This is a genomic window from Demequina mangrovi (genome assembly GCF_000759715.1).
Taxonomy (GTDB): Bacteria; Actinomycetota; Actinomycetes; order Actinomycetales; family Demequinaceae; genus Demequina; species Demequina mangrovi.
Genome location: NZ_BBLU01000014.1, coordinates 129,346 through 154,915, shown reverse-complemented (window position 1 = coordinate 154,915; position 25,570 = coordinate 129,346). Strand labels below are relative to the sequence as shown.

General features: G+C 73.6%; 24 protein-coding genes. 6 read left to right on the top strand and 18 right to left on the bottom strand.

The genetic code is table 11. From position 1 onward, the window contains the following. Nucleotides 1-38 precede the first annotated feature (38 nt). The 10 genes from TR42_RS11435 to TR42_RS11390 all read right to left on the bottom strand — a co-directional run bounded on the left by TR42_RS11435 (nt 39) and on the right by TR42_RS11390 (nt 12,450). Nucleotides 39-1,328 (bottom strand): alpha/beta hydrolase, encoded by a 1,290-nt coding sequence (locus TR42_RS11435; RefSeq protein WP_236623435.1) that lies wholly within the window; start codon nt 1,326-1,328, stop codon nt 39-41. A 105-nt stretch (nt 1,329-1,433) separates the two neighbouring features. Then, on the bottom strand, nt 1,434-2,123 hold the full coding sequence (locus tag TR42_RS11430) for a hypothetical protein (RefSeq protein ID WP_042215897.1): 690 nt from the start codon (nt 2,121-2,123) through the stop codon (nt 1,434-1,436). A gap of 299 nt (nt 2,124-2,422) precedes the next feature. After that, nucleotides 2,423-3,148, bottom strand: a complete 726-nt coding sequence (locus TR42_RS11425) for an anaerobic ribonucleoside-triphosphate reductase activating protein (RefSeq protein ID WP_052406004.1) — start codon at nt 3,146-3,148, stop codon at nt 2,423-2,425. Between the two features lie 449 nt (nt 3,149-3,597). Further along, nucleotides 3,598-5,109, bottom strand: coding sequence for a DUF7059 domain-containing protein (locus TR42_RS11420; RefSeq protein WP_236623434.1), 1,512 nt, complete (start codon nt 5,107-5,109; stop codon nt 3,598-3,600). Between the two features lie 27 nt (nt 5,110-5,136). Continuing rightward, a complete protein-coding gene (locus tag TR42_RS11415; protein WP_042215895.1) occupies nt 5,137-5,664 on the bottom strand; it encodes a GNAT family N-acetyltransferase in 528 nt (175 codons plus the stop codon). Beyond that, nucleotides 5,664-7,022: a M20/M25/M40 family metallo-hydrolase gene (locus TR42_RS11410; RefSeq protein ID WP_042215893.1), complete on the bottom strand. Its 1,359-nt coding sequence runs from the start codon at nt 7,020-7,022 to the stop codon at nt 5,664-5,666. Before TR42_RS11410 ends, TR42_RS11415 begins: the two co-directional genes overlap by 1 nt. Beyond that, the gene (locus TR42_RS11405) at nt 7,019-8,563 is read right to left on the bottom strand and encodes an MFS transporter (RefSeq protein WP_081953341.1); all 1,545 of its coding nucleotides are present in this window, start codon (nt 8,561-8,563) and stop codon (nt 7,019-7,021) included. Before TR42_RS11405 ends, TR42_RS11410 begins: the two co-directional genes overlap by 4 nt. A gap of 87 nt (nt 8,564-8,650) precedes the next feature. Next, nucleotides 8,651-9,577 carry an NAD(P)-dependent oxidoreductase gene (locus tag TR42_RS11400; RefSeq protein ID WP_052406002.1) on the bottom strand — a complete coding sequence of 309 codons (927 nt, stop codon included), beginning with the start codon at nt 9,575-9,577 and terminating at the stop codon, nt 8,651-8,653. Between the two features lie 26 nt (nt 9,578-9,603). Continuing rightward, nucleotides 9,604-10,032, bottom strand: coding sequence for a hypothetical protein (locus TR42_RS15055; protein WP_042215891.1), 429 nt, complete (start codon nt 10,030-10,032; stop codon nt 9,604-9,606). A gap of 81 nt (nt 10,033-10,113) precedes the next feature. Continuing rightward, nucleotides 10,114-12,450 carry a sodium-translocating pyrophosphatase gene (locus TR42_RS11390; RefSeq protein WP_042215890.1) on the bottom strand — a complete coding sequence of 779 codons (2,337 nt, stop codon included), beginning with the start codon at nt 12,448-12,450 and terminating at the stop codon, nt 10,114-10,116. A 158-nt stretch (nt 12,451-12,608) separates the two neighbouring features. On the opposite strand from TR42_RS11390, the gene TR42_RS11385 reads away from it, so the two are divergent. Both TR42_RS11385 and TR42_RS11380 read left to right on the top strand, forming a co-directional pair. Further along, the gene (locus TR42_RS11385) at nt 12,609-13,157 is read left to right on the top strand and encodes an RNA polymerase sigma factor (protein WP_042215978.1); all 549 of its coding nucleotides are present in this window, start codon (nt 12,609-12,611) and stop codon (nt 13,155-13,157) included. 1 nt (nt 13,158) lies between these two features. Then, on the top strand, nt 13,159-15,084 hold the full coding sequence (locus TR42_RS11380) for a hypothetical protein (RefSeq protein WP_042215888.1): 1,926 nt from the start codon (nt 13,159-13,161) through the stop codon (nt 15,082-15,084). Between the two features lie 256 nt (nt 15,085-15,340). Here the strand turns inward: TR42_RS11380 and TR42_RS14405 are convergent, their stop codons facing one another. From TR42_RS14405 to TR42_RS11355, 5 genes are all read right to left on the bottom strand, one after another. Continuing rightward, nucleotides 15,341-15,748, bottom strand: coding sequence for a histidine kinase (locus TR42_RS14405; RefSeq protein ID WP_143059020.1), 408 nt, complete (start codon nt 15,746-15,748; stop codon nt 15,341-15,343). 5 nt (nt 15,749-15,753) lie between these two features. Then, complete coding sequence (locus TR42_RS11370) at nt 15,754-16,080, bottom strand: hypothetical protein (RefSeq protein ID WP_042215886.1); 327 nt, start codon at nt 16,078-16,080, stop codon at nt 15,754-15,756. Beyond that, nucleotides 16,077-16,238: a DUF4244 domain-containing protein gene (locus TR42_RS15360; protein ID WP_081953340.1), complete on the bottom strand. Its 162-nt coding sequence runs from the start codon at nt 16,236-16,238 to the stop codon at nt 16,077-16,079. Before TR42_RS15360 ends, TR42_RS11370 begins: the two co-directional genes overlap by 4 nt. Before the next feature lie 165 nt (nt 16,239-16,403). After that, on the bottom strand, nt 16,404-18,116 hold the full coding sequence (locus tag TR42_RS11360) for a tannase/feruloyl esterase family alpha/beta hydrolase (protein ID WP_201770801.1): 1,713 nt from the start codon (nt 18,114-18,116) through the stop codon (nt 16,404-16,406). Nucleotides 18,117-18,260: 144 nt separating this feature from the next. Next, complete coding sequence (locus TR42_RS11355; RefSeq protein ID WP_081953338.1) at nt 18,261-18,749, bottom strand: MarR family winged helix-turn-helix transcriptional regulator; 489 nt, start codon at nt 18,747-18,749, stop codon at nt 18,261-18,263. A gap of 186 nt (nt 18,750-18,935) precedes the next feature. Between TR42_RS11355 and TR42_RS11350 the strand changes: the two genes are divergently transcribed. Both TR42_RS11350 and TR42_RS11345 read left to right on the top strand, forming a co-directional pair. After that, the gene (locus TR42_RS11350) at nt 18,936-20,219 is read left to right on the top strand and encodes an ion channel protein (RefSeq protein ID WP_042215881.1); all 1,284 of its coding nucleotides are present in this window, start codon (nt 18,936-18,938) and stop codon (nt 20,217-20,219) included. Between the two features lie 10 nt (nt 20,220-20,229). Next, nucleotides 20,230-21,015, top strand: coding sequence for an Rv1352/Rv1906c domain-containing protein (locus tag TR42_RS11345; protein WP_143059019.1), 786 nt, complete (start codon nt 20,230-20,232; stop codon nt 21,013-21,015). Here the strand turns inward: TR42_RS11345 and TR42_RS11340 are convergent. After that, a complete protein-coding gene (locus TR42_RS11340) occupies nt 21,012-21,896 on the bottom strand; it encodes a type II secretion system F family protein (protein ID WP_143059018.1) in 885 nt (294 codons plus the stop codon). The two genes, TR42_RS11345 and TR42_RS11340, sit on opposite strands and share 4 nt — an antisense overlap. After that, nucleotides 21,893-22,891 (bottom strand): TadA family conjugal transfer-associated ATPase, encoded by a 999-nt coding sequence (locus TR42_RS11335; protein WP_052405997.1) that lies wholly within the window; start codon nt 22,889-22,891, stop codon nt 21,893-21,895. The genes TR42_RS11340 and TR42_RS11335 overlap by 4 nt, the downstream gene beginning before the upstream one ends. A gap of 210 nt (nt 22,892-23,101) precedes the next feature. Between TR42_RS11335 and TR42_RS11330 the strand changes: the two genes are divergently transcribed. After that, complete coding sequence (locus TR42_RS11330) at nt 23,102-23,899, top strand: HAD family hydrolase (RefSeq protein WP_042215878.1); 798 nt, start codon at nt 23,102-23,104, stop codon at nt 23,897-23,899. Nucleotides 23,900-24,249: 350 nt separating this feature from the next. Further along, nucleotides 24,250-25,209 carry a hypothetical protein gene (locus TR42_RS11325; RefSeq protein WP_042215876.1) on the top strand — a complete coding sequence of 320 codons (960 nt, stop codon included), beginning with the start codon at nt 24,250-24,252 and terminating at the stop codon, nt 25,207-25,209. A gap of 29 nt (nt 25,210-25,238) precedes the next feature. On the opposite strand, the gene TR42_RS11320 is transcribed toward TR42_RS11325, so the two are convergent. After that, a complete protein-coding gene (locus tag TR42_RS11320; RefSeq protein WP_042215874.1) occupies nt 25,239-25,514 on the bottom strand; it encodes a hypothetical protein in 276 nt (91 codons plus the stop codon). Nucleotides 25,515-25,570: the final 56 nt, after the last annotated feature.

The window sequence follows — 25,570 nt, the reverse complement described above, 5'->3', positions numbered from 1 at the left end:
CGCGCGCAGGAGTCCCCCAGGGCTTCCCTCAGAAGTCCTCAGGAATGGGACGGATCCGACAGGAACTCGTCGATGTGGGCGAGGAACTCGGGCCATGCGGGCTCGGCCTCGCCGATGAGGTGGCTCGCGCTGTCGAGCAGCACCAGCCGCGAGCGCGGGATGAGCGATGCGAGCTCGCGCGCCTGATCGATGGGCACCCGCCCGTCGTCGCGCGAGTGCAGGATCAGCGTGGGGCAGCTCACCCGCGCCGCCTGCTCCCTCACGTCGATGAGCGCGAACTCCTCGAGGAACCGCACCGCGTTCTCGTCCGAGGTGGTGCGCCGCTGGAAGGCGGTGAACTCGTCCCACTCCCGCTGCGAGCCGCGGGGCAGGAACTGCGAGGCGAAGACCCTCATGAAGGTCGGGTCCTCGCGCCCCCAGCCCACGCGGGCGAGGTCGATGTCCAGCGCCGCCGCCGCGCGCTCCGCGTCGTCGCGCGCGCGCTTCATCCGGCCCAGCACGTAGCCGCCGGCGAGGATGAGCGAGGAGACCTTCTCGGGGTGACGGGCGGCGTAGTCGATCGCCACGGCCGCGCCCTGGGAGACGCCGAGCAGCGGGAAGCGCTCGAGCCCGGTCGCGGCGACGACGGTCTCGAGGTCCGTGACCCAGTCCTCGAACGAGAACCCCGGGACGCTCCAGTCGGACATCCCGCAGCCGCGCTCGTCGTAGCGCACCAGCGTGCGTCCGCGCGCGAGCCCGCGCACCCAATGCGACCAGACCGGGCTGTCCCATTCGAGGTCGAGGTGGGTGATCCAGTTCGCGGCCTTCATCAGCACCGGCCCCTCGCCCACGGTCGCGTAGGCGATCCGCGCGCCGTCCGCCGCGGAGCAGTAGCGGATGGTCTGGAGCTCCGCGCTCGGGCGGACCGCCGGACGCTCGGCCTCGCGCGCGGCCGGGGACGCCGCGGGAGCTTCCGGCGACGGGGCGACGGGCACGATGAGGCCAGCCACGGCATCGTCCGCCGCCGCGCCGACGATCTCGACGGGGGCGACCACCTGGTAGCCGCGCCCGTGCGCGGTCCGGATCACCCGCTGATCCGCGCCCGTGTCGCCGACGGCCCGGCGCACGGTCCGCAGGGCCGTGGTGAGCGCGGCGTCGCTCACGTACTCGGTCTGCCAGACGTGCTCGAGGATCTCCTGCTTGGTCACCACACGGTCGTGATGCGTGACGAGCAGCCTCAGCAGATCGAAGGCGCGCGGCTCGACACGGACAGGCTCCCCGTCGCAGGTGAGCTGGAAACGGGCAGGGTCGAGCTCGAACTCTCCGAAGCGGTACACCCCCTGGGCCACGGGCCCGAGCGTAGGACACGCCTCTCGCCTGGTAAAGAGCGCGGACACGACGAAGCGGGAGGGTCCCGGAGGACCCTCCCGCTCGTCAGGAGGAGAGACGGGCGACTACGCGGTCGCGAGCTCCTTCTCCTCAACCTTCGCGGCGTCGCGCTTCGCGACGTCGCCGGCGATCCAGAAGGTCGCACCGCCGAGGGCGAGGAACAGGGCGCCGAGGCCGGCGATCAGGCCGACGATGCCGAGGCCCAGCTTGAGGGTCGACGCGGTGACCGAGCCGACACCCAGCTCACCGAAGAGGCCGTGCGCCACGCCGGTCCAGGCCTGGGCGCGGACCTGCATCGCGATCTCGTTGCCGTACTCGAAGTCGGCCCAGTACTGGCCGTCGACCGGAACCTCGTACTCGCCGGGCTCGTAGGTCTCACCGAGGTACTCGGTGGTCTCGGTGACCGTCACGGTCTGGGTGCCGGACAGGATGTGGGTGCCGACGGTGGCCATCTGGTACATGTACTCGGTACCGGTGTTGACCAGCGGGTCGTTGGGGTCGAGCTCGGAGGCGACGACCTTGTAGCCCCACTCGTTCTCGAGGCGGTCGAGGATGGCCTCGGCGCCCTCGACGGAACCGTGGTCGGTCAGCTGACCGTCCTCGTTGTAGGCGAGCTCGACGCCCTGGGCCTCGGAGAACTTCTGAAGCGAGTTCTGGCCTGCGGCGACCTCGGAGTAGGCGAAGCCGGCGGCGCCGATGAAGCCGAGACCGGCGACTGCGAGAGCGGCACCGACGATGCGGAGCTTGGTGACCATGATGGTTCCTTTCTGGGGTTCGGGTGACTTGTTGAGCTGTCACCCAGAACCTTTCCGCCCCGCCGGGCCACACGCCCGGGACGTAGGCCCCGAAACAATCCCGAAACACGGGAATTCGATAACGGTTAGGCAAAATATGGCCGAATAACAGGCGTTATGCTCGCGCACGATGGCCCGATACCTGGGACCTCGGGCCCAGACGGCCCGCCCGGGCGAGGCCGCGCCGGCGCATCGTCACCCGCGGTCGGACATGCGAAAGGCCCCCGCCGCGGGAGCGACGGGGGCCTTCGGAGAAGCTGTCAGCGGCGCGCGAGGTCGGGCAGGTCCTCGTGCGAGATGACGTCGTAGAGGCCGCGGTTGCGCAGCGCGCGACGGTAGCCCGCCGAGGCGCCGGCGCGACGGGGCTGCTGGAGCACCGGCGCGTGGAAGCCGCGGTGGATGACCTCGCGCACGGTCGCGAGCACGTTCTCGCGCGTGTGAACGGTCGGGTCGACGATGAGCTGGACCTCGTAGTCGACGCCCGACTCGTGGATCGCCTCGAGCGACGCCCACGCCTGGAAGCCCGCGGTGTCGGAGCCGGTGATGTGCTCGTACATGCCGGGGGTGCCCTTGAGGTCGAAGCGGACCCAGTCGACGGAGGGGATCACGGAGGCGAGACGGCCGGGGTGCGCGCCCATGGTGTGGAGGCCGACCGCGTAACCGAGCGCGCGGGCCTCGCGGATCGCGGGAAGGAGGCCGTCCTGGCGCGCGGGCTCGCCGCCGCCGAACACGACCGCGTCGACCAGGCCGCGGTGCGACTCGAGCTGCTCGCGGACGCGCTGCCACGCGACAGTGCCCTCGCCGGTCGGGTCGTGGCTCTCCGGCGTGCCGCAGTACGCGCACAGCCAGGGGCAGCCCTGGAGCGTGACGGTCGCGGCGATACGCCCGGGCCACGCGTGCGTGCAGGAGGAGAGGAAGTCCGCGATGACGAGCGAGTCCGCGGTCTGCGACGCGATGGCGGTCAGGTCGATCTCGGTGGTGGTCATGGTGCGTGCCTCCTGGCTCGGCTTCCCCGCGAGATCTTCGCGGAGTCCTTCTCTGACGACCGGTCCGGACGTCTTCAGGGTGCGCCGAGTCCGCGTCGCGAGACGCGTCGACACACCGTCGTGGTGGGATTCGTCGGCGAGGGGGCGGCGGGGGTCCACCTGCACCACCTCGACATCACCATTCTGACCCCGTGAGGAGCCGGCCAGAACCACCTGCGGGGTCTCCCCCGGAGGCCCTGGCGCGAACGTCGATGTCACCCTTCAAGGTTAGTTTTGCCACTGGGTGACCGCTTCGGACCAGGGTCCCGATTCCGGTGTTATCGGCACCAGGTCGGGACCAACGCATGGTAAAGCCACCCGCCCCGAGGCCAAGGCTCGGCAATGCCTGTCCCGCGGGTGAATTCCCAGGAAACTCCCTGTGAATCTCGCCACCCCGGGCGTGTCGCGGACTACTCCAGGAAGCCGTCCGCGACCAGGTCGCGGATCGCCGGCACCAGCCCGGACAGCATCGTCCCCGCGGGCACGTCGAGCAGGGCTGCGAGCGCGTGCGCGATCTGGCCCGCGGTGAGCTCGCCGTCGCAGGCGCCCACGAAGCCCGCGAGCGCGGTGTCCATCGACACCGAGCGCCCGAGACCGGCGCCCTGGCGCAGCAGGATGTACTGCGGATCGGCCTGCAGGACCGGCCCGTACGACTCGCGCGTGACGTCGGCCGCCGCCGTCCAGGCCGTGTCGAGCAGCACCTCGTCGGACAGCGCCGCGACGCGGTCGTGCGCCGCGAGCGCCTTCACCAGGTAGCCGCCGAAGGGCTCCTGAAGGGCGCCCTCGTGCTGCTCGAGCCGCCGGAGCGTCGGCGTCCCCGTGACGGACCGTCGCAGCAGGACCATCCCGAAGCCGATGGCCTGCACGCCGCGGGCGTCGAAGTCCTCCAGGTACGCGCCGTAGGCGGCGTCGAACTCCGCGCGCCCGCGCTCCGGGGTCACGCCCGCATCGCGCAGCCAGGTCTCGGCGTACTCGGCCGGATCGAGCTCGTCGCGCTCGATCACCCACGCGTCGAGGGCCACGGGCGACGCGGCGAGCCACGCCTCGAGCCCCTCGGCCCACGAGCCGCCCCGGATCTCCCAGTTGCCGAGCATCTGGGCGACGCCCCCGGGCGCGAGCACCGTCCCGACGCTCGAGACGAGCGCGGACACGATCCCGTCGCCCGGCACCCCGGACGCCCGGTACTCGAAGCTCGGCGCCCCCTCGGGCGTGATGACGAACGGCGGGTTCGACACCACGAGGTCGAACTCCTCCCCCGCGACGGGCTCGAGCATCGACCCCTCGCGCAGGTCCCACGCGGCGCCGTTGAGGGCCCGGTTGAAGGCCGCGTACGCGAGCGCGCGGCCGGAGATGTCCGTCGCGACCACGCTCTCGGAATGGAGCGAGGCGTGCAGCGCCTGGATCCCGCAGCCCGTGCCCAGGTCGAGCACCCGTCCGACCGGGGAGCGCATCGTCATCCCCGCAAGCGTGAGCGAGGCGCCGCCGATGCCGAGGACGTGGTCGTCGCGCAGCCGCGCGCCCGTCACCGCCTCGCCGTGGTCCGAGGCGACCCACCACCGCGCCTCTCCGCCCTCCGCGGTCGCCTCGAAGGGACGCAGGTCGACGCGTCCGCGAGCCTCTCCCCCGGACACCTCGACGAGGCCGAGCGCCGCGGCGCCCTCGGCGCCGGTGGCCGGCAGCGCGGCGTCGACCGCCGCGCGCGGGACCGTGTCGCCCAGCAGGAACAGCCGGGTGAGCGTCGCCTCCGGCGTGGACGATGCGCGGGCGGCCATGCGCGCCGGCAGCACCTGCTCGCGCCCGAAGGCTCGCATCGCGCGCTCCCCGACCACGGCCTCGACCGCATCGACGGTCCACCCGTCGAGGTCGCGACGGAGGGCCTCCGCCGAGGCGGGATCGGGCAGCACGGGGGTGTCGAGGGTCACGCCCTCGAGGCTAGTGCGGCGCGGACGTCAGAGCGCGCGGACCATCTGCAGCATGTGACCGCTCGCGCTCTCGAACGTGTGGCCCGCGAGCGCGAAGCCGAGCCTCTCGTAGGCGCGGCGGGCCCGCACGTTGTCCGCGTGCACGTCGAGGTACAGCGTCGCCAGGCCGTGCGAGCGCGTCCACGCGCACGCCTCGTCGACCAGCGCCGCCAGCAGCCCCGCACTGCGCGACGCGGGCACCACGTACACGCCGATGAGCGCCGCGCGGCGCTCGGTGACGATCGCCCCGAAGTAGTCGGCCGACCCCTCGCCCTGGACCAGCACGGCGACGGTGCCGACCAGCGCGCCCCCGTCCTCGGCGAGCAGCTGGAGCACCTCCCCGCCGGACGCGGCCCGCGCCGCGCGATCCCGCCAGAACTCGTCCGGCTCGGCCCGCGCATCGTCCAACGTCGTGAGGAAGGCGATGCGCGCCTCCGGGTCGGCGAGCGCCTCGAGCCGCAGGTCTCGCGCCCGCGCCCAGTCCTCGGGGACGATGCGCCGGATGGTCGGGGCCATCACGTCAGTCTGTCGGAGGTGAGGAGCGCGCGGTAGAACGCGACCCCGCGGCCGAGCGACTCGACCTCGACCTTCTCGTTCGGACCGTGCACGGCCTCGCGCTGCGCCTTGGCCATCCGGAGCGGCGCGAAGCGGTACGTCGCGCCCGACATCGGCGCGAGGTGGCGCGAGTCCGACGCGGCCAGCATGACGTACGGGATCGCGAGCGCGTCGGGGTACGACGCGCCCACAGCCTCGAGCATCGCCGCCCACCGCGCATCGTCCCCGCGCGGGGACACGGGCGACGGCTCCGACGGCAGCTCGGGCTCGATCTCCACCCGGCCGTCCTTCACGACCGCGCGGATATGCGCCACGGCCTCCTCGACGCTGGAGCCGACCGCGATACGCATGTTGAGCACCGCCGTCGCACGCGTCGCGAGGACGTTGTGCGCGGGGCTGCCCTCGAGCTGCGTGATCGCGACCGTGGTGCGGACCATCGCCGCGAGCTCGGGGCTGAGGCGCGGCATCACCCGCGCGAGCACCCCGCGAAGGGACGAGGCGCGGCGCAGCAGCGCGCCCAGCGGGCCCCGCAACCGCCCCCCGACGAGCTCGAGCATCTCGACGGAGACGTCGTTCACGGCCGCCGGGTGCGGGTGGGCCTCGATCCGGGCGAGCGCGTTCGCGAGGATCCCGGGCGCGGATTCGCGGGGCGGGGTCGACGCGTGGCCGCCGAGGCCCTCGACCGTGAGCCGCACGTCGACGATCCCCTTCTCGGAGACGCCGATGACCGCGGCCTCGCCATCGAGCCCGGGGAACGCGCCCGTCGCGACCGCGCCGCCCTCGTCGAGCACCATCCAGGGCACGATGCCGCGCTCGGTCAGCACCGACGCGGCGGTGATGGCGCAGTCGCCGTACGACTCCTCGTCGGCGCCCATGAGTAGATGCAGGTCCTGCGCCGGGGTCCAACCCTCGGCGAGCAGCGACTCGATCGCCTCGAGCATCACCGTGAGCGCGCCCTTGTCGTCGAGCGTGCCGCGGCCGTGGACCCAGCCGTCGACGATCGCGCCTGCGAAGGGCTCGTGCTCCCAGCCCTCGGCCTCCCAGTCCGCGGGCACCGGGACCACGTCCTGGTGCGCCATGAGCACCACGGGCCGGTCGGCGGCGGCGCCCGGGATGCGCACGAGCAGGCCCGCGCGGCCGATGTCCTCGACCTCATGCGCGAAGACGCGCGGATAGAAGGCGCGCAGCGCGTCGTGGAGCGCGGTGAAGGTGGCGGCGGTGACCGCGTCGTGAGGTCCGGCGTCCTTCGGCGTGACGGTCGGGATGCGGACCAGCGCCGCGAGGTGCTCGGCGACGGCCTCGGCGGAGGGGACGGTCACGCGCGGTCCTCCTCGCCCGCCTCGAACTTCTCAGGGCGCGGCAACGGCTTCTCGGAGACCACCGCGTCGGCACCCACGGCCTCGAGCGCCATGGCGTCGGAGCGGTCGCCGAGGCCCTGCGCCTCGGGATCGGCGGCTGTGAAGGCGGCCTTGGGGACGGTGAGCATCGCGCCGACGGCGACGAGCGCGGTCACGCCGCAGATCGCCCACACGGCCTGGTAGCCGGCGAGCGGAGCGGCGGTCGTCTCGGCATCGTCGATCCCCGAGGAGAGCGCGAGCGCGAAGATGGCGGACGCGAACGCGCCGCCGAGCGTCTTGGTCGTGTTGGTGAGGCCGGTCGCGACGCCGGTCTGGTGGGGCGGCGCGGCCGCCGCGGCCGTCGCGGGCAGCGCGGCGACGAGCGCGCCCGAGCCCAGGCCCGCGACCACCATGAGCGTCGTGACCATCCCGACGCCGCCGTGGAACGGGATGAGCAGCAGGTAGCCGGCCGACACCATCCCGGCGGCACCGAGCAGCACCGCGCGCGGCGCGAAGCGGCGCGACAGGCGCGCGTACACGCCTGCGCCGATGAGCAGCGAGAAGACGTACGCGCCGATGAGGTACGAGCGCGACGCGGAGTCGAGGCCGAGCCCGTAGCCCACCTCGGTCGGGTCCGTGGCCGCGAAGGTCGACAGCGGACCCTGCGCGCCGAGCACCGAGACGCCGAACAGCGCCGACGTGAGGATCACGGGCCAGAGCGTGGGGCGCGCGATGAGGCTCATGTCGATGAGCGGGTCGTCCTTGCGCTTCTCGACGCGCACGAACCACCACAGGAGCGCGAGTCCGGCCGCGATCATCGCCCACACCCAGATGGTGAAGCCGTTGACCCGGACGAGCGAGAGCCCGCCGGTGATCGCGAGCAGCGCGAGGCTGAGCAGCACGGTGCCGCTCGAGTCGATGCGGCCGCCGGCGCGGGTGCCCGGGTCCTCGACCTTGAAGATCACCACGAACAGCGCGACGGTCACGAGGACCGCGGGGACGGACAGCGAGATCCACAGCCGGTCCGCGAAGATGCCGCCCAGCTGGCCAGCGAGCAGCGCGCCGCCGATCGCGCCGCCCTCGAGCGCGACCACGATGAGACCCGCGCCCTTCGCGGTGAGCTCGGCGGTGTTCTCATGCTTTCGCGCCCGCGCATGGATGATCGACACGTTCATGGGCAGCCACACCACGTAGAAGCCCTGGATGGCCCACACGAGGGTGAAGAGCCAGAACGTGCCGGAGAAGGCGATCGCCCACGAGGCCGCCGCCGTGACGACGAGCGAGCCGATGAGCACCTTGCGGTGCCCGATCATGTCGCCCAGGCGCGCGAGCAGCGGCACCACGATCGCGCTCAGCAGCAGCTGCGCGGCCTCGAACCAGTTGACGTCCGCGTCGTGGATGCCCAGGTTGCGGGCGATGTCGGGCAGGAGCGGCGTGTAGAAGCCCTGGATCACGCCGGACGTCGCCTCGACCACCACGAGGGCTCCGACGACTCCGGCCAAAGGTGCGGTCGAGCGTCTCATGGCCGCATGCTCCCAGAGGCATGTGTCCCGGACGTTGCGGCGAGCGGGGCGCCTCTCGCATCGTGACGAGGTTGAGACCTGGGCCGCTCAGGCCGGCGGTGCGGCTCCCCCGCCGAGCGCGCGGAGCAGCCCGTCCACCAGCTCGAGATCGCACTCGAGCGTCGACCCGCCCAGGTGCGGGGTGATGACCACCTGCTCGAACGCGAGCAGCGGATGGTCCGCCGGCAGCGGCTCGTCGCCGTGGACGTCGAGGCCGGCCCCCGCGAGCGTGCCGTCCCGGAGCGCGGCGAGCAGCGCGTCCTCGTCCACCACGGGCCCGCGCGCCGTGTTGACGAGCACCGCGTCCGGCTTCATCCGCGCGAGCTCCGCGGCGCCGAGGGTGCCGCGCGTGGCCTCGTCGAGCGGGAGCAGGACCACCACCGCGTCCGACTCGGCGAGCAGCGCGTCGAGATCGACCTGGCGCGCTCCCGTCGCGGCCTCGAGGTCGGGCATCGGCGTCGCGTCCATGAAGAGCGGGCGCGCCTCGAGCGCGGCGAGCATCCCGAGCAGCGGGGCGCCGATGCGGCCCGCGCCGAGCACACCCACCGTGGAGCGCGCGAGGTCGCGGCCCGAGTACGGCACCTTGAGATCCTCGCGAGGCCAGCGTCCGGCGCGGATCGCGGCATCGGCCGCGGGGACGCGCCGCAGCGTGGCGAGCAGGAGCGCGAGCGTGTGCTCGGCGACCGTCCGCCACAGCCGGCTCGACTCGATCACCGCGACGCCCTGCTCGGCGGCGTACGCGTGCACGTCGGGCGCGGCGAGATGGACCGCGAGCGCACGGAGGTGCGGCGCCGATGCGAGCTCGGTCGGGGCGGGTGGGCCGTACGCGAGGATGCCGTCGGCGCCGGCGAGGGCGGCGGCACGGGCGTCACCGTCGCGAGGAAGGCCGGCGACGTCGGCCGCCGCGGTCAGCGCCGCGCGCGCCCTCGGGTGGAGCGACATGTCGACCAGGATCCGCGGGCGGGTGGTGTCCATCGGGCCAGGATGGCACGAGGACGCGATCAGCCGCGGGCGTGCTCGATCGCGACGACCGCGCCCGCACCCTCGAGAGCCCGGGCGACCTGCGACGCGGCGGACCCCGACAGCCCCGTGCGGACGATGAGGGTGCCGTTGCCATGCATCGCACGGGAGAGCACCTCGAAGGCCCGGGCGTCGCCGTCCTCCTCGCGTACCGCCTTGAGCACCTGGATGGGCGCCCGCCCCCAGTCGGTCACCGACACCATGAAGTGCCCGGGATCGCGCGCGGGCCGGTCCGGGACACGCGGTCGGCGGACGAGCGGCAGCAGGTACGCCTCGGCGACGAACGCCGCGGGCACCACGCACAGCCACACCACCCATCGGGGCACGCCGAGCCCGTCGAGCGCCACCAGGAAGGCCAGCTCCGCAGCGAGCCCCACGATCACGACAGCCCAGCGCATCGGCCGGTTCATGGGCGCCCCTCCGACCCTCGATCGAGTCGAGATGAGCAAGTTCTACCAGCGCGGAGACCCCGTTTGGAAGGGCTGTCGACGCTAGCGGGCCTCGGCGCGCTCCTCGACGCCGCCCGCGGGCTCGTCGGGGTGCTCCTCAGCCTCCGCCGCATCGGCCTCGCTCGCGATCCCGCCCGCGTGCGCCCGCCGCGACGCGAAGGCGACCGCCGTCACCGCGACCGCGGCGGCCACGGCCGCGATCACCGTGCGCCACAGCCCGTTCGCCCCGTCGCCGTAGCTCAGCGCGACCACCGCGGGCGCGATGAGCAGGGCCACCAGGTTCATCACCTTGATGAGCGGGTTGATCGCGGGGCCGGCGGTGTCCTTGAACGGGTCGCCGATGGTGTCGCCGATGACGGTCGCCTCGTGCGCGGCGGAGTACTTGCCGCCGTGATGGCCGTCCTCGACGATCTTCTTGGCGTTGTCCCACGAGCCACCCGCGTTCGCGAGGAACACCGCCATGAGCACGCCCGTGCCGATCGCGCCGGCGAGGAAGCCCGCGAGCGCGCCGACCCCGAGCGCGAAGCCCACGAAGATGGGCGCCATCGCGGCCAGCAGGCCCGGCGTCGCGAGCTCGCGCAGCGAGTCGCGCGTGCAGATGTCGACCACGCGTCCGTACTCGGGTCGCTGCGTGCGGTCCATGATCCCGGGCATCTCGCGGAACTGGCGGCGCACCTCGAACACGATCGCCCCGGCCGCGCGGGTCACCGCGTCGATGGCGAGCCCGCTGAAGAGGAACACCGTCGCGCCGCCGATGATGAGGCCGACGAGGGTGAGCGGGTGGATGACCTCGTAGCTGAAGAAGTCGGCGGCGTTCGCCGAGGCCTCCTCGAGGGCGTGCGTCACCGCGTCCGAGTAGCTGCCGAACAGCGCCGTCGCGGCGAGCACCGCCGTGGCGATCGCGATGCCCTTGGTGATGGCCTTGGTGGTGTTGCCCACCGCGTCGAGGTCGGTGAGGGTCTTCGCGGCCTCCTCGTCGACCTCCCCGGACATCTCCGCGATGCCCTGCGCGTTGTCGGAGACCGGCCCGAACGTGTCCATCGCGACGATGACGCCGACAGTGGTGAGCAGCCCGCAGCCCGCGAGCGCGACAAGGAACAGCGCGAGCGCGATCGACCCTCCGGAGATCGCGAAGAGGATGACGATGGCGCCGGCGATCACGGTCGCCGTGTAGACGGCGGACTCGAGGCCCACGCCGATGCCCGCGAGCACCACGGTCGCGGCACCGGTGAGGGAGGTGCGCGCGACGCGGCGCGTGGGCCGCTTCGCGGTGTCGGTGAAGTAGCCGGTGATCCACAGGATGAGCCCCGCGAGGCCGATGCCGACGAAGACCGCGACGGTCGCGATGGCCCGGGGGTCGCCCGAGGCGTCCGCGACGGCGGCGCCGTCGAAGTCCGCGAAGCTCGAGGGGAGGTAGACGTACGACGCGACCGCCGCGAGCACCGCGCCCGCCACGGCCGAGATGTAGAAGCCGCGGTTGATGGCCTTGAGCCCGGGCTCGTCGCCGCGGACCTTGGTGATGGCGACGCCGAGGGCCGCGACCAGCGCGCCGATCGCGGTGATGATGAGCGGGAAGACCAGCCCGTCCTCGCCGAAGGCGGCCTTGCCGAGGATGAGCGCGGCCACGAGCGTCACGGCGTAGGACTCGAAGAGGTCCGCGGCCATGCCGGCGCAGTCACCCACGTTGTCGCCCACGTTGTCGGCGATCGTCGCGGCGTTGCGCGGATCGTCCTCCGGGATGTGCTGCTCGACCTTGCCCACGAGGTCCGCGCCCACATCGGCCGCCTTGGTGAAGATCCCGCCGCCCACGCGCATGAACATCGCGAGCAGCGCCGCCCCGAAGCCGAAGCCCTCGAGCACGGCCGCCGCATCGTCCCGGTAGAGGAACACCACGGCAGCCGCGCCGCCGAGGCCCATGCCGACCACCGACATGCCCACCGCGCCGCCCGTGCGGAACGCGATGCGCGCGCCCTCGGCGCGCCCGCCCTCGCGGGTCGACGCCGACGCGACGCGCACGTTGGCCCGCACCGCGAGCCACATGCCCATGTAGCCGATGGTCGCCGAGCATCCGGCGCCCAGCAGGAAGAACAGCGACCGGCCGATGCGCACGCCGGTGTCTCCTGGCAGCAGGAACAGCAGCGCGAACACCAGCGCCGCGAAGAGCGCGAGCGTGCGCAGCTGGCGGCTCAGGTACGCGGACGCCCCCTCCTGCACCGCGGTGGCGATGTCGTTCATCGTCTCCGTGCCGTCCGGGGCCTTGAGCACCTGGGCGCGCAGCAGCCAGGAGGCGAGCAGCGCGACGGCGGCGATGATCCCGATGACGACCACGATGGTGAGGCTGCTCGAGCCCACCTCGACGGTGGTGGCGGCGGCGTGCATACGTCCTCCCTGACGTCCTCCCCGACGCGACTCCGTTGTCGCGCCCGCGCGGGTATTCGCCACTCTAGGCGACGCGGCCCCGAGCGCGACCGGTGCGCCCCAACGATTTGCGGGCCAGGCACGTCGATACTGCGAGGCACGACGAGGTGGGGGACGTGATGAGCGACTGGCGGGACACGATGGAGCATCTGATGCGCGACCGCGAACGCGCGCTCCTGGGATACGCCTATGTGGTGTGCGGCGACGGCACCCTCGCCCAGGACCTGGTGCAGGACGCGCTCGTGCGGACGTTCGCCCGCCCTCGGCCCGGGCTCGGAGTCGCGAAGGCCGAGGCGTACGTGCGTCGCGCGATCACGACCACGTACATCGACGGCTACCGGCGCGAGCAGCGGTGGCGCCGCGTCCAGCACCTGTTCCGCCCGACCACCGAGGCGATCGACCCGCTCGCCGGCGTCGAGGCGAGCGCCGACGTGCTCGAGGCGCTCGACACGCTCGCCCCGCGGGAGCGGGCCTGCGTGGTGCTGCGCTTCTTCGACGACCTCACGGTGCCGGACATCGCGCACCAGCTGGGCCTCGCGCCGGGCTCGGTGAAGAGGTATCTGCATGACGGCCTGGCGCGGCTCGAGCTGGTGCTCGGCCCGCTGGACGACCACGAGGAGACCGATGCGGTGGACGTCTCCGCGCGGCACGGAAGGGATGGTGAGTGACATGAGGCTCTCGGATGCGCTGAGGAGCGCTGCGGACCGCGCCCCGCTCGACGGGCTCGAGGTCGACACCGACCGCGCCCGCCGCCGCGTCACCACGCAGCGCGGGCTGCGCATGGGCGCCAACGGCACGCTCGCGGGCGGCATGGTCGTGGTGCTGGGCTTCGGGATCTCCGGGCTGACGGGCTCCTCGACGAACGAGTCCGCCGCGATGGAGGAGTCCGCGTCCGACTCGGCGTCGATCGCGACGGCCGACGACGGCGCCGAGATGGGCGGCGATCTCGAGATGGACTCGTCCGGTGCGGGCTCGACCTCGCTCGCGTGGGGCCTGTGCGGCCAGACGCTTCCGTACGTCGACACGGAGGGCGCGCCGGTCGATCTGTCGGCCGCCATCGGCAACGAGCCGGCGGAGGGCGAGCCGCTCGCCGTCACCGTGACGGCCACCTCGCACACGGACGGCACGTTCGAGACCTTCGGGCTCGACGGCGTGGTGCTGTGGGACGGCGTCGTGGTCGCGACCCTCGCCGGCGATCCCGGCGACGCGACCGTCTCGGAGCTCGCCGCGGTCACCCTGGACGAGGGCGGCGAGAGCGTCGACGCGCTGTCCGTCCCGCTCGAGAACTGCTGGGACGGCGAGGCGCTGCCCGCGGGCAAGTACGAGCTGGTGCTGACGCAGGAGTACTACGCGACCGCGGTGGCGGAGGAGCCGCCGGCGCTCGAGGACGTTCCCGAGCCGGAGGCGACCGAGGAGTCGGCAGGTTCCGACGAGTCGACGGGCTCGGACGGGTCGACGGACGCGGCGGAGTCGACGGACTCGGCCGAGCCCGCGCCCGCGATCGAGGACCAGGCGACGGACCCGGCCGACGACTCCCCGATGATCGACGAGCTCCCCGACACGGTGGTCGCCGGCGGCGGCGCGATGCGCGCGGTCTCGGACCCGCTGGGCTTCGTCATCGAGGGCGCCGCGCCCGACGAGCCGTTCGCCGACTACCTGTCGGCGCCGGTGGAGCCGGCGCCCGAGCCCGACCCGGCGGACCCCGACGCCACCGATCCCCCTGTCGGCACGTCGGACTCCGCTCTCGACGCCGCGAGCGCGCGCGAGATGTACCTCGCAGGCCTCACGGGCGCATGGGACATGGCCGCGGGGACCCAGCGGTGGACCGTGTCGAGCGACTCCCGAGGCGAGATCGCCTCGCAGTGGTACGGCTGCGGCAGCGAGGGCGCCTTCCCTGCGCGGTCGGCGGAGATGGACCTGCTCGACGTCGACGTGACCGCGCCCGCCTCCATCGGCCTCAGCTACGGCTGGGTGGTCGACGGCAACCCGGTGCTGAGCGCCGAGGTGCGCAACACGTCCGATCAGGACCTCACGCAGTTCTGGGGCCAGACCGAGCTCCACCTCCTGCTCGTGCGGAACGGTCGCGTGGCGGCCGAGGCCTACGGCGTGAACCCGGACCGTCAGGACATGTACGGGGTCGACATGATCGCCGCCGCGGAGGCGGAGGCCGGGGCCGAGCCCTCCTACGTCGACACGAGCACGCTCGCAGCGGGCGCCTCGCGCGCATCCGACTTCCTGTGGCGCGACCTCGAGGGCTGCTGGACAGACGCGGGCCCCACGACGGTAACCCCCGGGTCCTACACGCTCCTGGCCGGCCACTACCTCTCGGTCGGCGGCTACGCCGTCGCTGTGGACGAATGGGACGCCTGGGAGGACGAGTCGGCGATCGAGGACGTCTGGCCGGACACCGGCGACACGGGCGGCCTCGGGCTCGAGAGCGACGGTGACGACGTCGATCTGGGCGTCGCGACGTCGTCCGGGGCTGTCGGCGGCGGCTCCGTCGGCACCGACTCCGCGATGGCGGTCGCACCCGACGGATACGACGCTCTCGACCTCATGGTGTGGACCTCGCTGGGCACCATCACCGTGCGCTGAACCCCCTGGCCACGGACGAAAAGAGGGGGAACGCCGCGCCGCGGCTGGAACGGCCGTCGGGTTGCACTTGTGGGAAATGTCACATTCTCCACTGGAAGTGCCGACACACCCGAAGATGTTATGGAATCGTTGCGCTTCCACCGTTTGAATCGGTGAGGCAGGCGCCCCACAAGGCGCTCACATAGATTTCCTGACAGCGGCACGATCCCTCAGCCGTCCGGTGTCAGGAATACGTCGGCGGCGGCCCGAACCCCCCTCAGCCCGGGCCGCCGCCGACACCCTTCCACCCCGCGCGCGAGCGCATCCGCGAGCCGCCGACGTCCGCGTCGATGCTCACGTCGCCTCCCGGGTCGACGTCGCACGAGGCCAGGACCGCTCCGGCGGCCTCGACGGCCGTCCTCGCGTCCTCGCACGCCGCGGGCGCGTCGAGCGGCATCGCACGCGCCGCGGACGCTCGGGTCGCGGCCGCCCCCGCGAGCGCTCCCGCATCGGCGGCGGCCTGGGCCTGCCCTCGCGACGCCGCCTGGCCGAGTCCGGCCGCGAGCGCCAGCACCGCGAGCATCGCGACGCACGCGACCCCGAGCGCCGTCACCGTGCCCGCGCCGCGGTCGCCACGCATCGTCCACCGGCGCATCGTCCACCGGCGCATCACCCGCACGCGCACGGCGCTCACCCCTGCGCGGGCAGCGCGGCCTGCGAGGTGCGCGCTCCCCAGGGCCAGCCGAGGTCCACCTCGACCGTCACCTGCACCCATCCTCCGTCCCGCGCGATCACTACGGTCGCCGCGCGACCCATCGCGCGTCGCGCGGCCGCCTCTCCGGCATCGTCCCCCTCCACCGTCGCCGCCCGTGCGCCCGCGAGCGCCGCGGCCGGTCCGGCCAGCCCGGCCGCCGCGGCCTGCACCGCGCCGAGCATGAACGCGAGCACGACGACCGCGGCGGGCAGCACGAGCGCGAGCTCGAGCGTCGCCGCGCCGCGGTCGTCGCGCCGTCTCATCCGCCGAGCGCGCCGCGAAGAACGCCCACGAGCATCTCGCGCACCGCGTCGGACTTGAGGATGACCACGAGCAGGCCCGCGAAGCCCGCCGCGGCCACGGTCACGAGCGCGTACTCGACCGTCGCCATCCCCTCGTCATCGTGCAGATCCCTGTTCATCCGTGCTCCTTTCCGCCGGTGGACCCACGCTGCCTCGCGGGCCCGGAGCACGGCCGACCGGCGGACCGGGCGGCGCAGAGGCCGTCGGCCCACCGGGCACGGGGACATCACGCACGGGCGGCGACGCCGCGACCCCCCTTCGCCGCGCCGCCGCCCGCGCGCGGGCTATCGGCGGCCGTGCCCCCCGCCGCTGTGCTTGCACGCGAAGCTCGCGGCGTCCTCGGGGTCGCCGGACCGGTAGCGCGCGACCAGCGGGTACGGGCACAGCGGGCGGCTGCGGTCGTCCGCCCACGCGGACGGCACCTCGGGGTTGACCCCGCCCGCGTTGCCCGCGCCGCGCGCGGTGGCGACGATGCGGTCGGGGGCGTCGCCCTGCTCGACCCACGCGATCAGCGCTCCGAGCCCGTCGAACTGGTCGGTCGCGGGCCCGCCGCGCACGTGACCCATGCCGGGCACCTCGAAGTAGCGCACGAACTCGTCGGCCTTCTGGCGGTACGCGGCGTCGAGCTCCTCGTACCAGGCGGCGGTGTCGTCGGACGAGAACACGCCGTCCGCGGTGCCGTGCACCACGATCATCTTGGCGCCGCGGTCGCGGAGCGTGTCGAGCGACGTCGGATCGGGCGGCGTCATGAACTCCATCCCGCTCTCGGTGTAGACGTCCGAGGTCGCGTAGATCGCCTCGGCGGCGGCGTCGATGTCGAGCGCGAGCGGGTCGGCGATGTACGCGGGCGGGGTGCCGAACACGGTCCCGACCGCCAGCGGGTCGAGCTGCACCGAGGCCGTGAACTTCCACCAGCCCCAGCCTGCCTGGACGATGCCCGGGTCGAGCGGGAAGGTGCTGTAGATCTCGGCGCCGTCGCTCGTGGTCGCACCGGCGAAGACCGTGCGGATCACGGCCTTCTGCTCCGCCGTCAGGCACGAGCCGTCCCGGTCGGCCTCGCAGGTGGGCACCGCGCGGTCGATCGAGAACACCTTCTGGCAGCGCTCCGTGTCGAGCACCTGGCCGTCGCGCAGCCGGTCGAGCCCGTCGCAGCGATCGATCAGCGCGGCCGCGACCAGCTCGCGCTCGTCCTGGGTGAAGGCGGTGGACAGGTCGGCCGTATCGGTCGCCACGGTCGCCCACTGCTGCGCGCCCCAGATCTGAGCGACCGCGGCCTGCGGGAGGTTGAAGCCCGGGGCGATCGCGAGGAAGCCGTCGTACTCGTCGGCGTACCGGGCCGACGCGACCATGGTGTGGCGGCCGCCGTTCGAGCCTCCCGCGAAGTACGAGCGGTCGGGGCCGCGCCCGTAGGCGGCCTCGATGAGGGACTTCGCCATCGGCGTGAGCGTGCCCACCGCCTGGTAGCCGTAGTCGAGCCGCGCCTGCGGCTCGAAGCCGAAGACGGGGATCTGCGCGCCGGTGTGCCCGGCGTCGGAGCTGAGGACCGCGAAGCCCATCTGCAGCCCGTTCTCGAGCTGCCCGCCGGTGAAGGTTCCGGTCGCGGTCGCCACGCTCCCGTCGAGCCCGCCGTTGGCCTGGTAGAGGTAGCGCCCGCTCCAGTCGGACGGGAGCCGCATCTCGAAGCCGATGCGGTAGGTGCGGCCGTCGAAGGCGCTCACGCGCTCGTTCATGTGGCCCTGCACCAGGCAGTGCTCGCCGACGTCGGCGCCCGCGTTCGTGAGCGCACCCGCCGGCACCAGCTCGGCCGTGGTGATGACCGTCGCGTCGTACGCGAAGCCGGCGAGCCCCTCGCATTCCGCGAGAGTCCCCGGCGCCGCCGCGGAGAGCTGCGGCAGACCGGTGCCGCCGCCGCGCGGATGGGCCTGAGCCGCCGTGGACAGCCCCGCGACCGCGAGTCCCGCGATCGCGAGCACCCCCGCGATCCGCCGTCGCGTCACGCCGCCTCGCGGCGGGCTGCCGATCGTCGCCTGTCCTGACCTCGTTGTCGGGATCATCGCACTTCCCTTCGTCGACGCGTGGACCGCCGCGGCACCTCGTTGTACCGCCCACGCTCTTCGATTATCAAGGAAGTTGATAACAAGTCAAGAGATGTCCGGTTCGCCCTCCGCCACCCCACCTGCCTGGGGCGTCGCAGCCCGCGACGGCGCGAGACCCGCCCGCGCCTCGCCCAGCCAGCGCGCCAGCGCGGTGCGCTCCTCCTCTGCGAGCGCGCCGAAGGCCGCCGCCTCGATGCCGTCGACGTCGGGGGCGCAGTCCGCGAGCAGCGCCGTCGCGGCGGGCGTGAGCGAGATGACGAGGCGCCGCGCATGCGCCGGGTCCACGCTGCGCTCGATGAGGTCCGCCTGCAGCAGCGCGCGCACCACCCCGTCCATCGCCTGCGCCGAGACGAACGAGTGCCGGGCGAGCTCCGCGGCCGTCATGGCGGGGTGCCGGGCGAGCACGGTGAGCGCCGTGTACTGCGGCACCGTGATCCGATGCTCCCGCAGCACCGCGTCGAGCCGCGCGCGCACCGCGAGCTCGAGCCGCTTGACGAGGTACAGCAGGCGCGGCGCCTCGCTCTGCGCATCCATCGGCATCCTCCCGGTCCCGGCCAGGGTACGGGACGCCCGGACACGCACCTCGCGGCGCCGCGGGCCGCATCGTCCCCCCAGGAACGTGCGACGATGCCGGCCCTCGCCCCTGACCCGCGAGCGCGGCAGCCCTAGAGTGGCGGCAGGGACGCACGGCGCCAGCCGGCCGCTCAGCCGAGGGGGAACATGTCGGAGACCACCACCAGCCCCGGACCGGCCGCCCTCGCCCGTGCGGGGATGCCGGCCGCGGTCGTCGGCGTCGTCTCGGCCCTCATCCTCTTCGGGGTCGACGAGGTCGCGGAGGTGCTCCACCACGTGTGGTGGGACCTGCTCCCCGAGACCTTCGGGATCGACGGCGGGGGCCGCTGGTGGGCGGCCGTGATCCTCACGATCACGGGTGCGCTCGTGGGCCTCACGCTGTGGAAGGCGCCCGGGCACGGAGGACACGACACCGCGACCGTGGACCTCGTCTCCCCTCCCCTGCCGCTGCGCGCGCTGCCCGGCGTCGCGGTCGCGCTCATCCTGGGCCTCGCCGGCGGCGTGAGCCTCGGCCCCGAGGGGCCCATCATCATGATCGCCACCGGGCTCACCGTCATCGCGTACCGCAGGTTCCTGCCGGACGTCCCCGTCCCGGCGGTGCTCATGATCTCGACCGCCGCGATGCTCGGCGCGATGCTCGGCACGCCGGTCGCGTCGGCGCTGGTGCTCACGTCCGTCATGGGCGGCGCGCAGCCCGGTCAGCTCTGGGACCGGCTGTTCGCACCCCTGGTCGCCGCAGGCACCGGCGCGGTGACGTACCACCTGCTCGGAGGCACCGGCTGGGACATGGGGCTGCCGGACTACGAGCCCGCGTGGATCGACCTGCTCACCGCCGCCGTGGTCGCAACCGCGGGCGCCGCCGTCGGCGCGGTCGCGGCGTACGCCTTCACCCCGGCGTACCGGCTGTCGCGCCGCCTCGGGCACCCCGTGCTCTACGCGACCGTCGGCGGCGCGCTGCTCGGCGTGCTCGCCCTCATCGGCGGACAGATCACGATGTTCAAGGGGGCCGAGCAGACCGCCGAGATCCTCGCGGACAAGGACTCCTACGGCGTCGGCGCGCTCGTGGTGATCGTGCTCGTCAAGCTCACCGCGATCGTGATCTCGGGCGCCTCGGGGTTCCGCGGCGGCCGCATCTTCCCCGCGATGTTCACCGGTGTCGCGTTCGGCCTGCTCGCCCACGCGGCGCTCCCCGAGATCCCCCTCACGCTCGCGGTCGCCGCCGGCGTCATGGGCGTGCTGTTCGCCGTGGGGCGCGACGGGTGGATCGCGCTGTTCGGCGCGGTCCTCATCTGCGGCTCGGTCGCGGTGCTGCCGATCCTCTGCATCGCGGTGCTGCCGGTCTGGCTCGTGCTCACGAGGGTGCCGCACATGCTGGTCCACGAGCACGGCACGCCCGCCGCGCCTGCCGCCGCCGAGGAGGGCGCCCGCTAGAGTCCGGGACATGCGCAGACGAGCATCGCCCCTGGTCCCGCTCGCTTTGTTCGCCGCCGTCGCCCTGGCGGCCTGCACCGCCGCAGATGCGGACGCGCCTGCCGGCTCCTCGCCCGGCGCCGCGTCGCAGTCCGCGACCCCCGCGGCGTCGGCATCCGCACCGGCGGGGCTCCCCGTGGATCCCGAGTCGGGGCTGCCCACCGCCTTCGACGACGCGGGCGTCGGGGAGCTCGACGCCGAGGACCTCGTCGCCGGGATCGACATCGCGCCGGGCACGTATCGCACGGCGGCCCTCGAGATCGAGGACGACGGCAACCAGGGGATCCTGTTCGACCACTCGTGCAAGTGGCGGCTGCGGGAGGGCGGGACGTCCGGCTTCGAGGGCATCGTCTCCGTGGGCAACAACGATCGGGGCCGACCCACCTTCACCATCGAGGAGGGGCAGAGCGTCGTGTCCTTGCGATGCGGGCGCTGGGACCGCGTCGACGAGGAGACGATGTTCGCGGCACCGGAGGCTGCCGCCACGGAGATCGGCGACGGGATCTGGCTCGTGGGCGAGGACATGGCGCCGGGCGTGTGGCGCGCGAACGACGCAGGCGACCCTGACGACCCCGATCTCTGGTGCTCGTGGGAGATCGACTCCGACTGGCGCGACTGGCTCGCCGAGATGATCGACTTCGGGGTCGCTCGCGACGGGCGCCCCGAGCTGGCGCTGGAGACGGGACAGCAGTTCCGCGGCGAGGGCTGCGACGGCTGGGTCCGCGTCTCGGCTCCGGAGGCCTCGCCCGAGGCCTAGCCGGAGGCGACGACCACCCCTCCCACGACGGCGACCAGGAGCGGCAGGAGCCCGACCGCCACGAAGGCGGGGAGCAGGCACAGCGCGAGGGGCAGGGTCACCCGCACCCCGAGCTCGCCGGCCGCCAGCGCCGCCTCGGTGCGCCCACGCCTCGCGGCTGAGCCGGCCGCCGCCTCGAGGGAGGGCACCGGGCTCGCGCCCGCGCGGGCCGCGGGCACCACCGCGCGAGCGACGGGCGCCCATCTCGACCCCGGTGGCGGCGGCTCGCCCGAGCCCCCGGGAAGCGCGTCCGCCAGCGCGGCGAGCCCGGGCTCGTCCAACGCCTCGGCGACCGCGCGCAGCGCTCCGTCCATGGGTGCGCCCGCCGCGAGCGCGGCCGCGAGCAGCGCGGTTCCCGCCACGACCGCATCGGCGTCGCCGCCCGAGCCCTCGGCGCGACGGACGAGGCGCCTCATCCACGACCGCCCGGCCCCGGTGAGCAGGGCCGCGCATGCGAGCAGCCCCCAGCCGAGCGGCGTGCCGACGAGCACGTGCAGGGTGCGCGGATCGACGAGCGCGCCGAGCGCGACGCCCGCCAGGGGCAGCCACAGGAGGATGCGCGCGCTCAGTCGCGGTCCCGCGAGAGCGGCCCGGCGCAGCGCATGCGCCTCACGCTCGTCGGCCGCAGCGCGCGCGATCGCCATGAGCATCGCGGAGAGCGGTGCCCCGGTGCGTGCGGCGAGCGCATCGGCCGCTTGCACCGCCCGGTCGAGCGTCCCTGCCGCGTCGCGGGGAGGCGCCGCTCCCGCCCTCCGCCAGGCCTCGCTCGGCGGGAGCCCCGCCCGCAGCAGCCCCACCACGCGCGGCAACGACTCGTCCCACCCCTCGTCCGTCCCGCTCATGCCGCGGCCCCCTCGGCCTGCGCCCGCACCGCCGACCACGCGGGGCCGTAGCGCGGCCCGTCGTCGGCGAGCGCCAGCGCCGACCGCACGCGCAGCTCTCCCCCGCCGTCCTCGAGCCGGGCGATCTCCGCCACGCGGCGGCCCGTCACGGTGCGCTCGACGTGGACCACGACCGAGAAGGCCGCGGCCGCCTGCGCGGCGAGCACCGGACCGGGGAGCCCGGCGAGCAGCGCGAGGGCCGCGAGCCGCGCGGGCACGTCGGCGGCGGTGTTCGCGTGCACGGTGGTGAGCGAGCCGCGATGGCCCGTGTTCGCCGCGGCGAGCACGTCGCTCAGCTCGCGCCCTCGGCACTCGCCGAGCACCAGCCGGTCCGGCCGCATCCGCAGCGCCTCGCGCACCAGCCTGTCGAGCGGCACCGCTCCCGCGCCCTCGACGTTGGGCCGGCGTTCGACCAGGCGCACCACATGAGGGTGGCTGACCGCGATCTCCCCCGCCTCCTCGATGAGCACGATGCGCTCCGCCCGGTCCGCGAGCGCGAGGAGCGCCGCGAGCAGCGTCGTCTTGCCGGCGCCCGTCCCGCCCGACACGAGCATCGCCGCGCGGTTCCTCACCAGCCCGGCGAGCAGCGCGGCGACCTCGGCGGTGAGCATGCCGGCGGCGACCAGGTCCGGCATGGCGAACGGCGCCGACCTCACGCGGCGCAACGAGATCGCCGTGCAGCCGTCCGCGACCGGCGGCAGGACCGCGTGGAGGCGCGTTCCGTCGGCAAGGCGGGCGTCGACGGTGGGCTCGGCATCGTCGAGCCGACGCCCTGCGGAGGACGCCAGCGTGACGGCGAGCTCCCGCACCGCGTCCGCGTCGGCGAGCGCGGTCTCCCGCCGCTCGAGCCCGCGCCCGCGGTCGATCCAGGCGACCCCCGGCTGCTGGAGGAGGACGTCGGTGACGCCGGGCAGCGCGAGGAGCGGGGCGATCGGGGCCGCGGGGTTCGAGGACACCCGGCCATGCTGCGCACGCGGCACCTCCCCGGGCAGCCGAACCCGTGACGCTCGGGAGCCGCCGGACGCCGCATCGTCCTGGGGACATCGGTGCGCCGCCAGGCGTCGCACACCGGCGCGCCCGCCGCCGCACCCGCTCCCGCGCCGCCCCTCCCGCCCCTCCCGCGCCGCCCGCGAGGGGCTGTCGGAGCGGGCGGTTAGAGTGACGCCATGGAGGCACTCGGACCGCGCCGGAGCGCGGCCTTCTTCGACCTGGACAAGACCATCATCGCGAGGTCCTCGTCCATGGCTTTCTCGCGCTCGTTCTTCGAGGGCGGCCTCATCACGCGCACCAAGGCCCTGCGCACGGCCTTCGCCCAGTTCCTGTTCGAGGTCGGCGGCGCCGACGAGCGCCAGACGTCGCGCCTGCGCGATGCGCTGAGCGGGCTGGTGGCCGGCTGGGACGTGGCGCATGTCGAGGGCATCGTCGCGGAGACGCTCCACGAGCACATCGATCCGATCGTCTATCAGGAGGCTCTCGACCTCATCCATCGCCACCAGATGAACGGCCGTGACGTCGTGATCGTCAGCGCGTCGGCGCTGCAGGTGGTCGAGCCGATCGCGGAGCTCCTCGGGGCCGATGCGGTCGTGGCCTCGCACATGGAGGTCGAGAACGGCCGCTTCACCGGCGAGATCTCGTTCTACGCGTACGGCCCGGCCAAGGAGGAGGCGATCCGCGCGCTCGCCGAGGAGCGCGGCTACGACCTCGCGGGCTCGTACGCGTACTCCGACTCGATCACCGATGCGCCCATGCTCGATGCGGTCGGACACGGCTTCGCGGTCAACCCCGACCGGACCATGCGCCGGGCGGCCCGGCGTCACGGCTGGGGCATGCTCGTGTTCCGCAAGCCGGTGGGCCTGCGCTCCTCGTCGAAGGCCCGCCCCGCTCTCGTCGTGGCGGTCGCCCTGGGCGCGGTCGCCGCGCTGTGGATCCTCTCGCTGACCTCTCGACGCGACCGCGAGGCCTGAACGCGATACCGTCCCCTCAGGGGGTGCCGTGAAAGGCGCGAATGCGACAGCACGCGCGACCACACGGCACAGCAGAACGACCGGGGGGTCGCATGAACAAGACACTCGTGGGCGCGCTCGTCGGCGTGGTCGGCCTCGCGCTCGGATTCGGGGCCGGCTGGCTCTGGGACAGCGTCGCCGCCGCGCCCCTCTGACGCACGCGCATCCCTCGGAACCGCGCACCGCGCGTTCGCGCGCCGAGGCCCTGACGGGCGGGCGAGCCGCTTCGGACAGACCGCTCAGATGACGTATCCTCGCTGCAGCCCCTCGCGTCGCCGGCGGGCGGAGCCCCACCCCTGCCGAGGATTTCGATGCGCAAGTTCCTTCTCGCCCTTGCGGCGATCGCAGTCGCGCTCGCCTCCGCCGCCGCAGGATGGTTCGGCGTCAAGGCGTGGAAGGCGTCGCAGGACACGCCCGACCCCCAACAGACCTCGGTCCCCACGGAGACCACGAGCGGTGAGACGGTCGCGCTGACCTTCCGCCTCTCCGAGGTGGAGGCGTCGGTCGACGGGCTGTTCGACGCCCCCGCGTGCGGCGAGACCTGGACCCCGAGCTCGGACACCGCGAACGGCGTGCTGCCCAAGGTCGACGCCTCGCTGCGCCAGGTGTCCGGCGTCGACACCGTCACGGTGGTACCCGGCTACACGACCGAGACCGCGGGCCTGGGCTTCCTCGCCTCCGAGGGCAGCATCATCGTCACCCGCGACGACGTGGTGGTCACCCCCGGGTGGGGCGCCGAGTTCGTGCCCGAGTACTTCGTCGCGACCCCGGGCGAGACCACGCTCACGCAGAACAACGTCGAGTTCACCGGCTCGACGCTGTGCGACGTCGCGGACGAGCTCAACAGCATCTGGGAGGGCTTCGACTGGTCCACCGCGACCGAGGACGAGATCGCGGCCAAGCAGGCGGAGACGGCCGCGTTCAACGCGCAGCACGAGCAGCTCCCGGCGGGCACCTACCGCGTGTACCAGTACTCGCCGATCATCCTCGGCGAGCCCGCCGCGATCGCGCGCGTGCTGTCCGAGGAGGGCATCACGGGGCTCGCCGGCCTCCAGTACAACATCGGCTACACCGCGCTCTACGAGGATGCGCGCGTGCAGGAGCACTGCACGGATCAGGTCGACGGCGACGGCAACCTCCTGTCGCGCAGCTGCGACGTCCCCGAGGACGTGCTCGCCGAGGTGCTCGAGCGCGAGGTGCCGGTCGAGTACATCGCGGACACCCCGCCCGCCGTCGCCATCTCGCTCGCGGCCGAGTTCACCGTCGAGTAGACCCCCGGGCCGCTCAGACGGTCACGCGGTCACCCGCTCTTGCGGCGGAACTCCTGGTGACCGTGCGCCTCGCCGTTCCCGTGCAGGTGCGTGCCGGGCCCCGAGGCCGAGCCCTGGACCCCTCCGCCCTGGCCGTCGTTGCCCGCGGCGGACGCCATGACGAGCTGCGCGTCGCCGTCCTTCACCGCCGCCAGGAACTCCTCCGCGGGGCCCTCGCGGAGCATCTTCGCGAGCTTGCCGTGATGGAAGATGTGCACCTCGCCGTTGGTCCGGGTGCGGAAGTCGTATCCCTCTGGAGCGCTCATCGATCCAGCGTCGCACGGGCGGGCACGATGCGCGCGGCGGGGCCGCCCACCGGGCT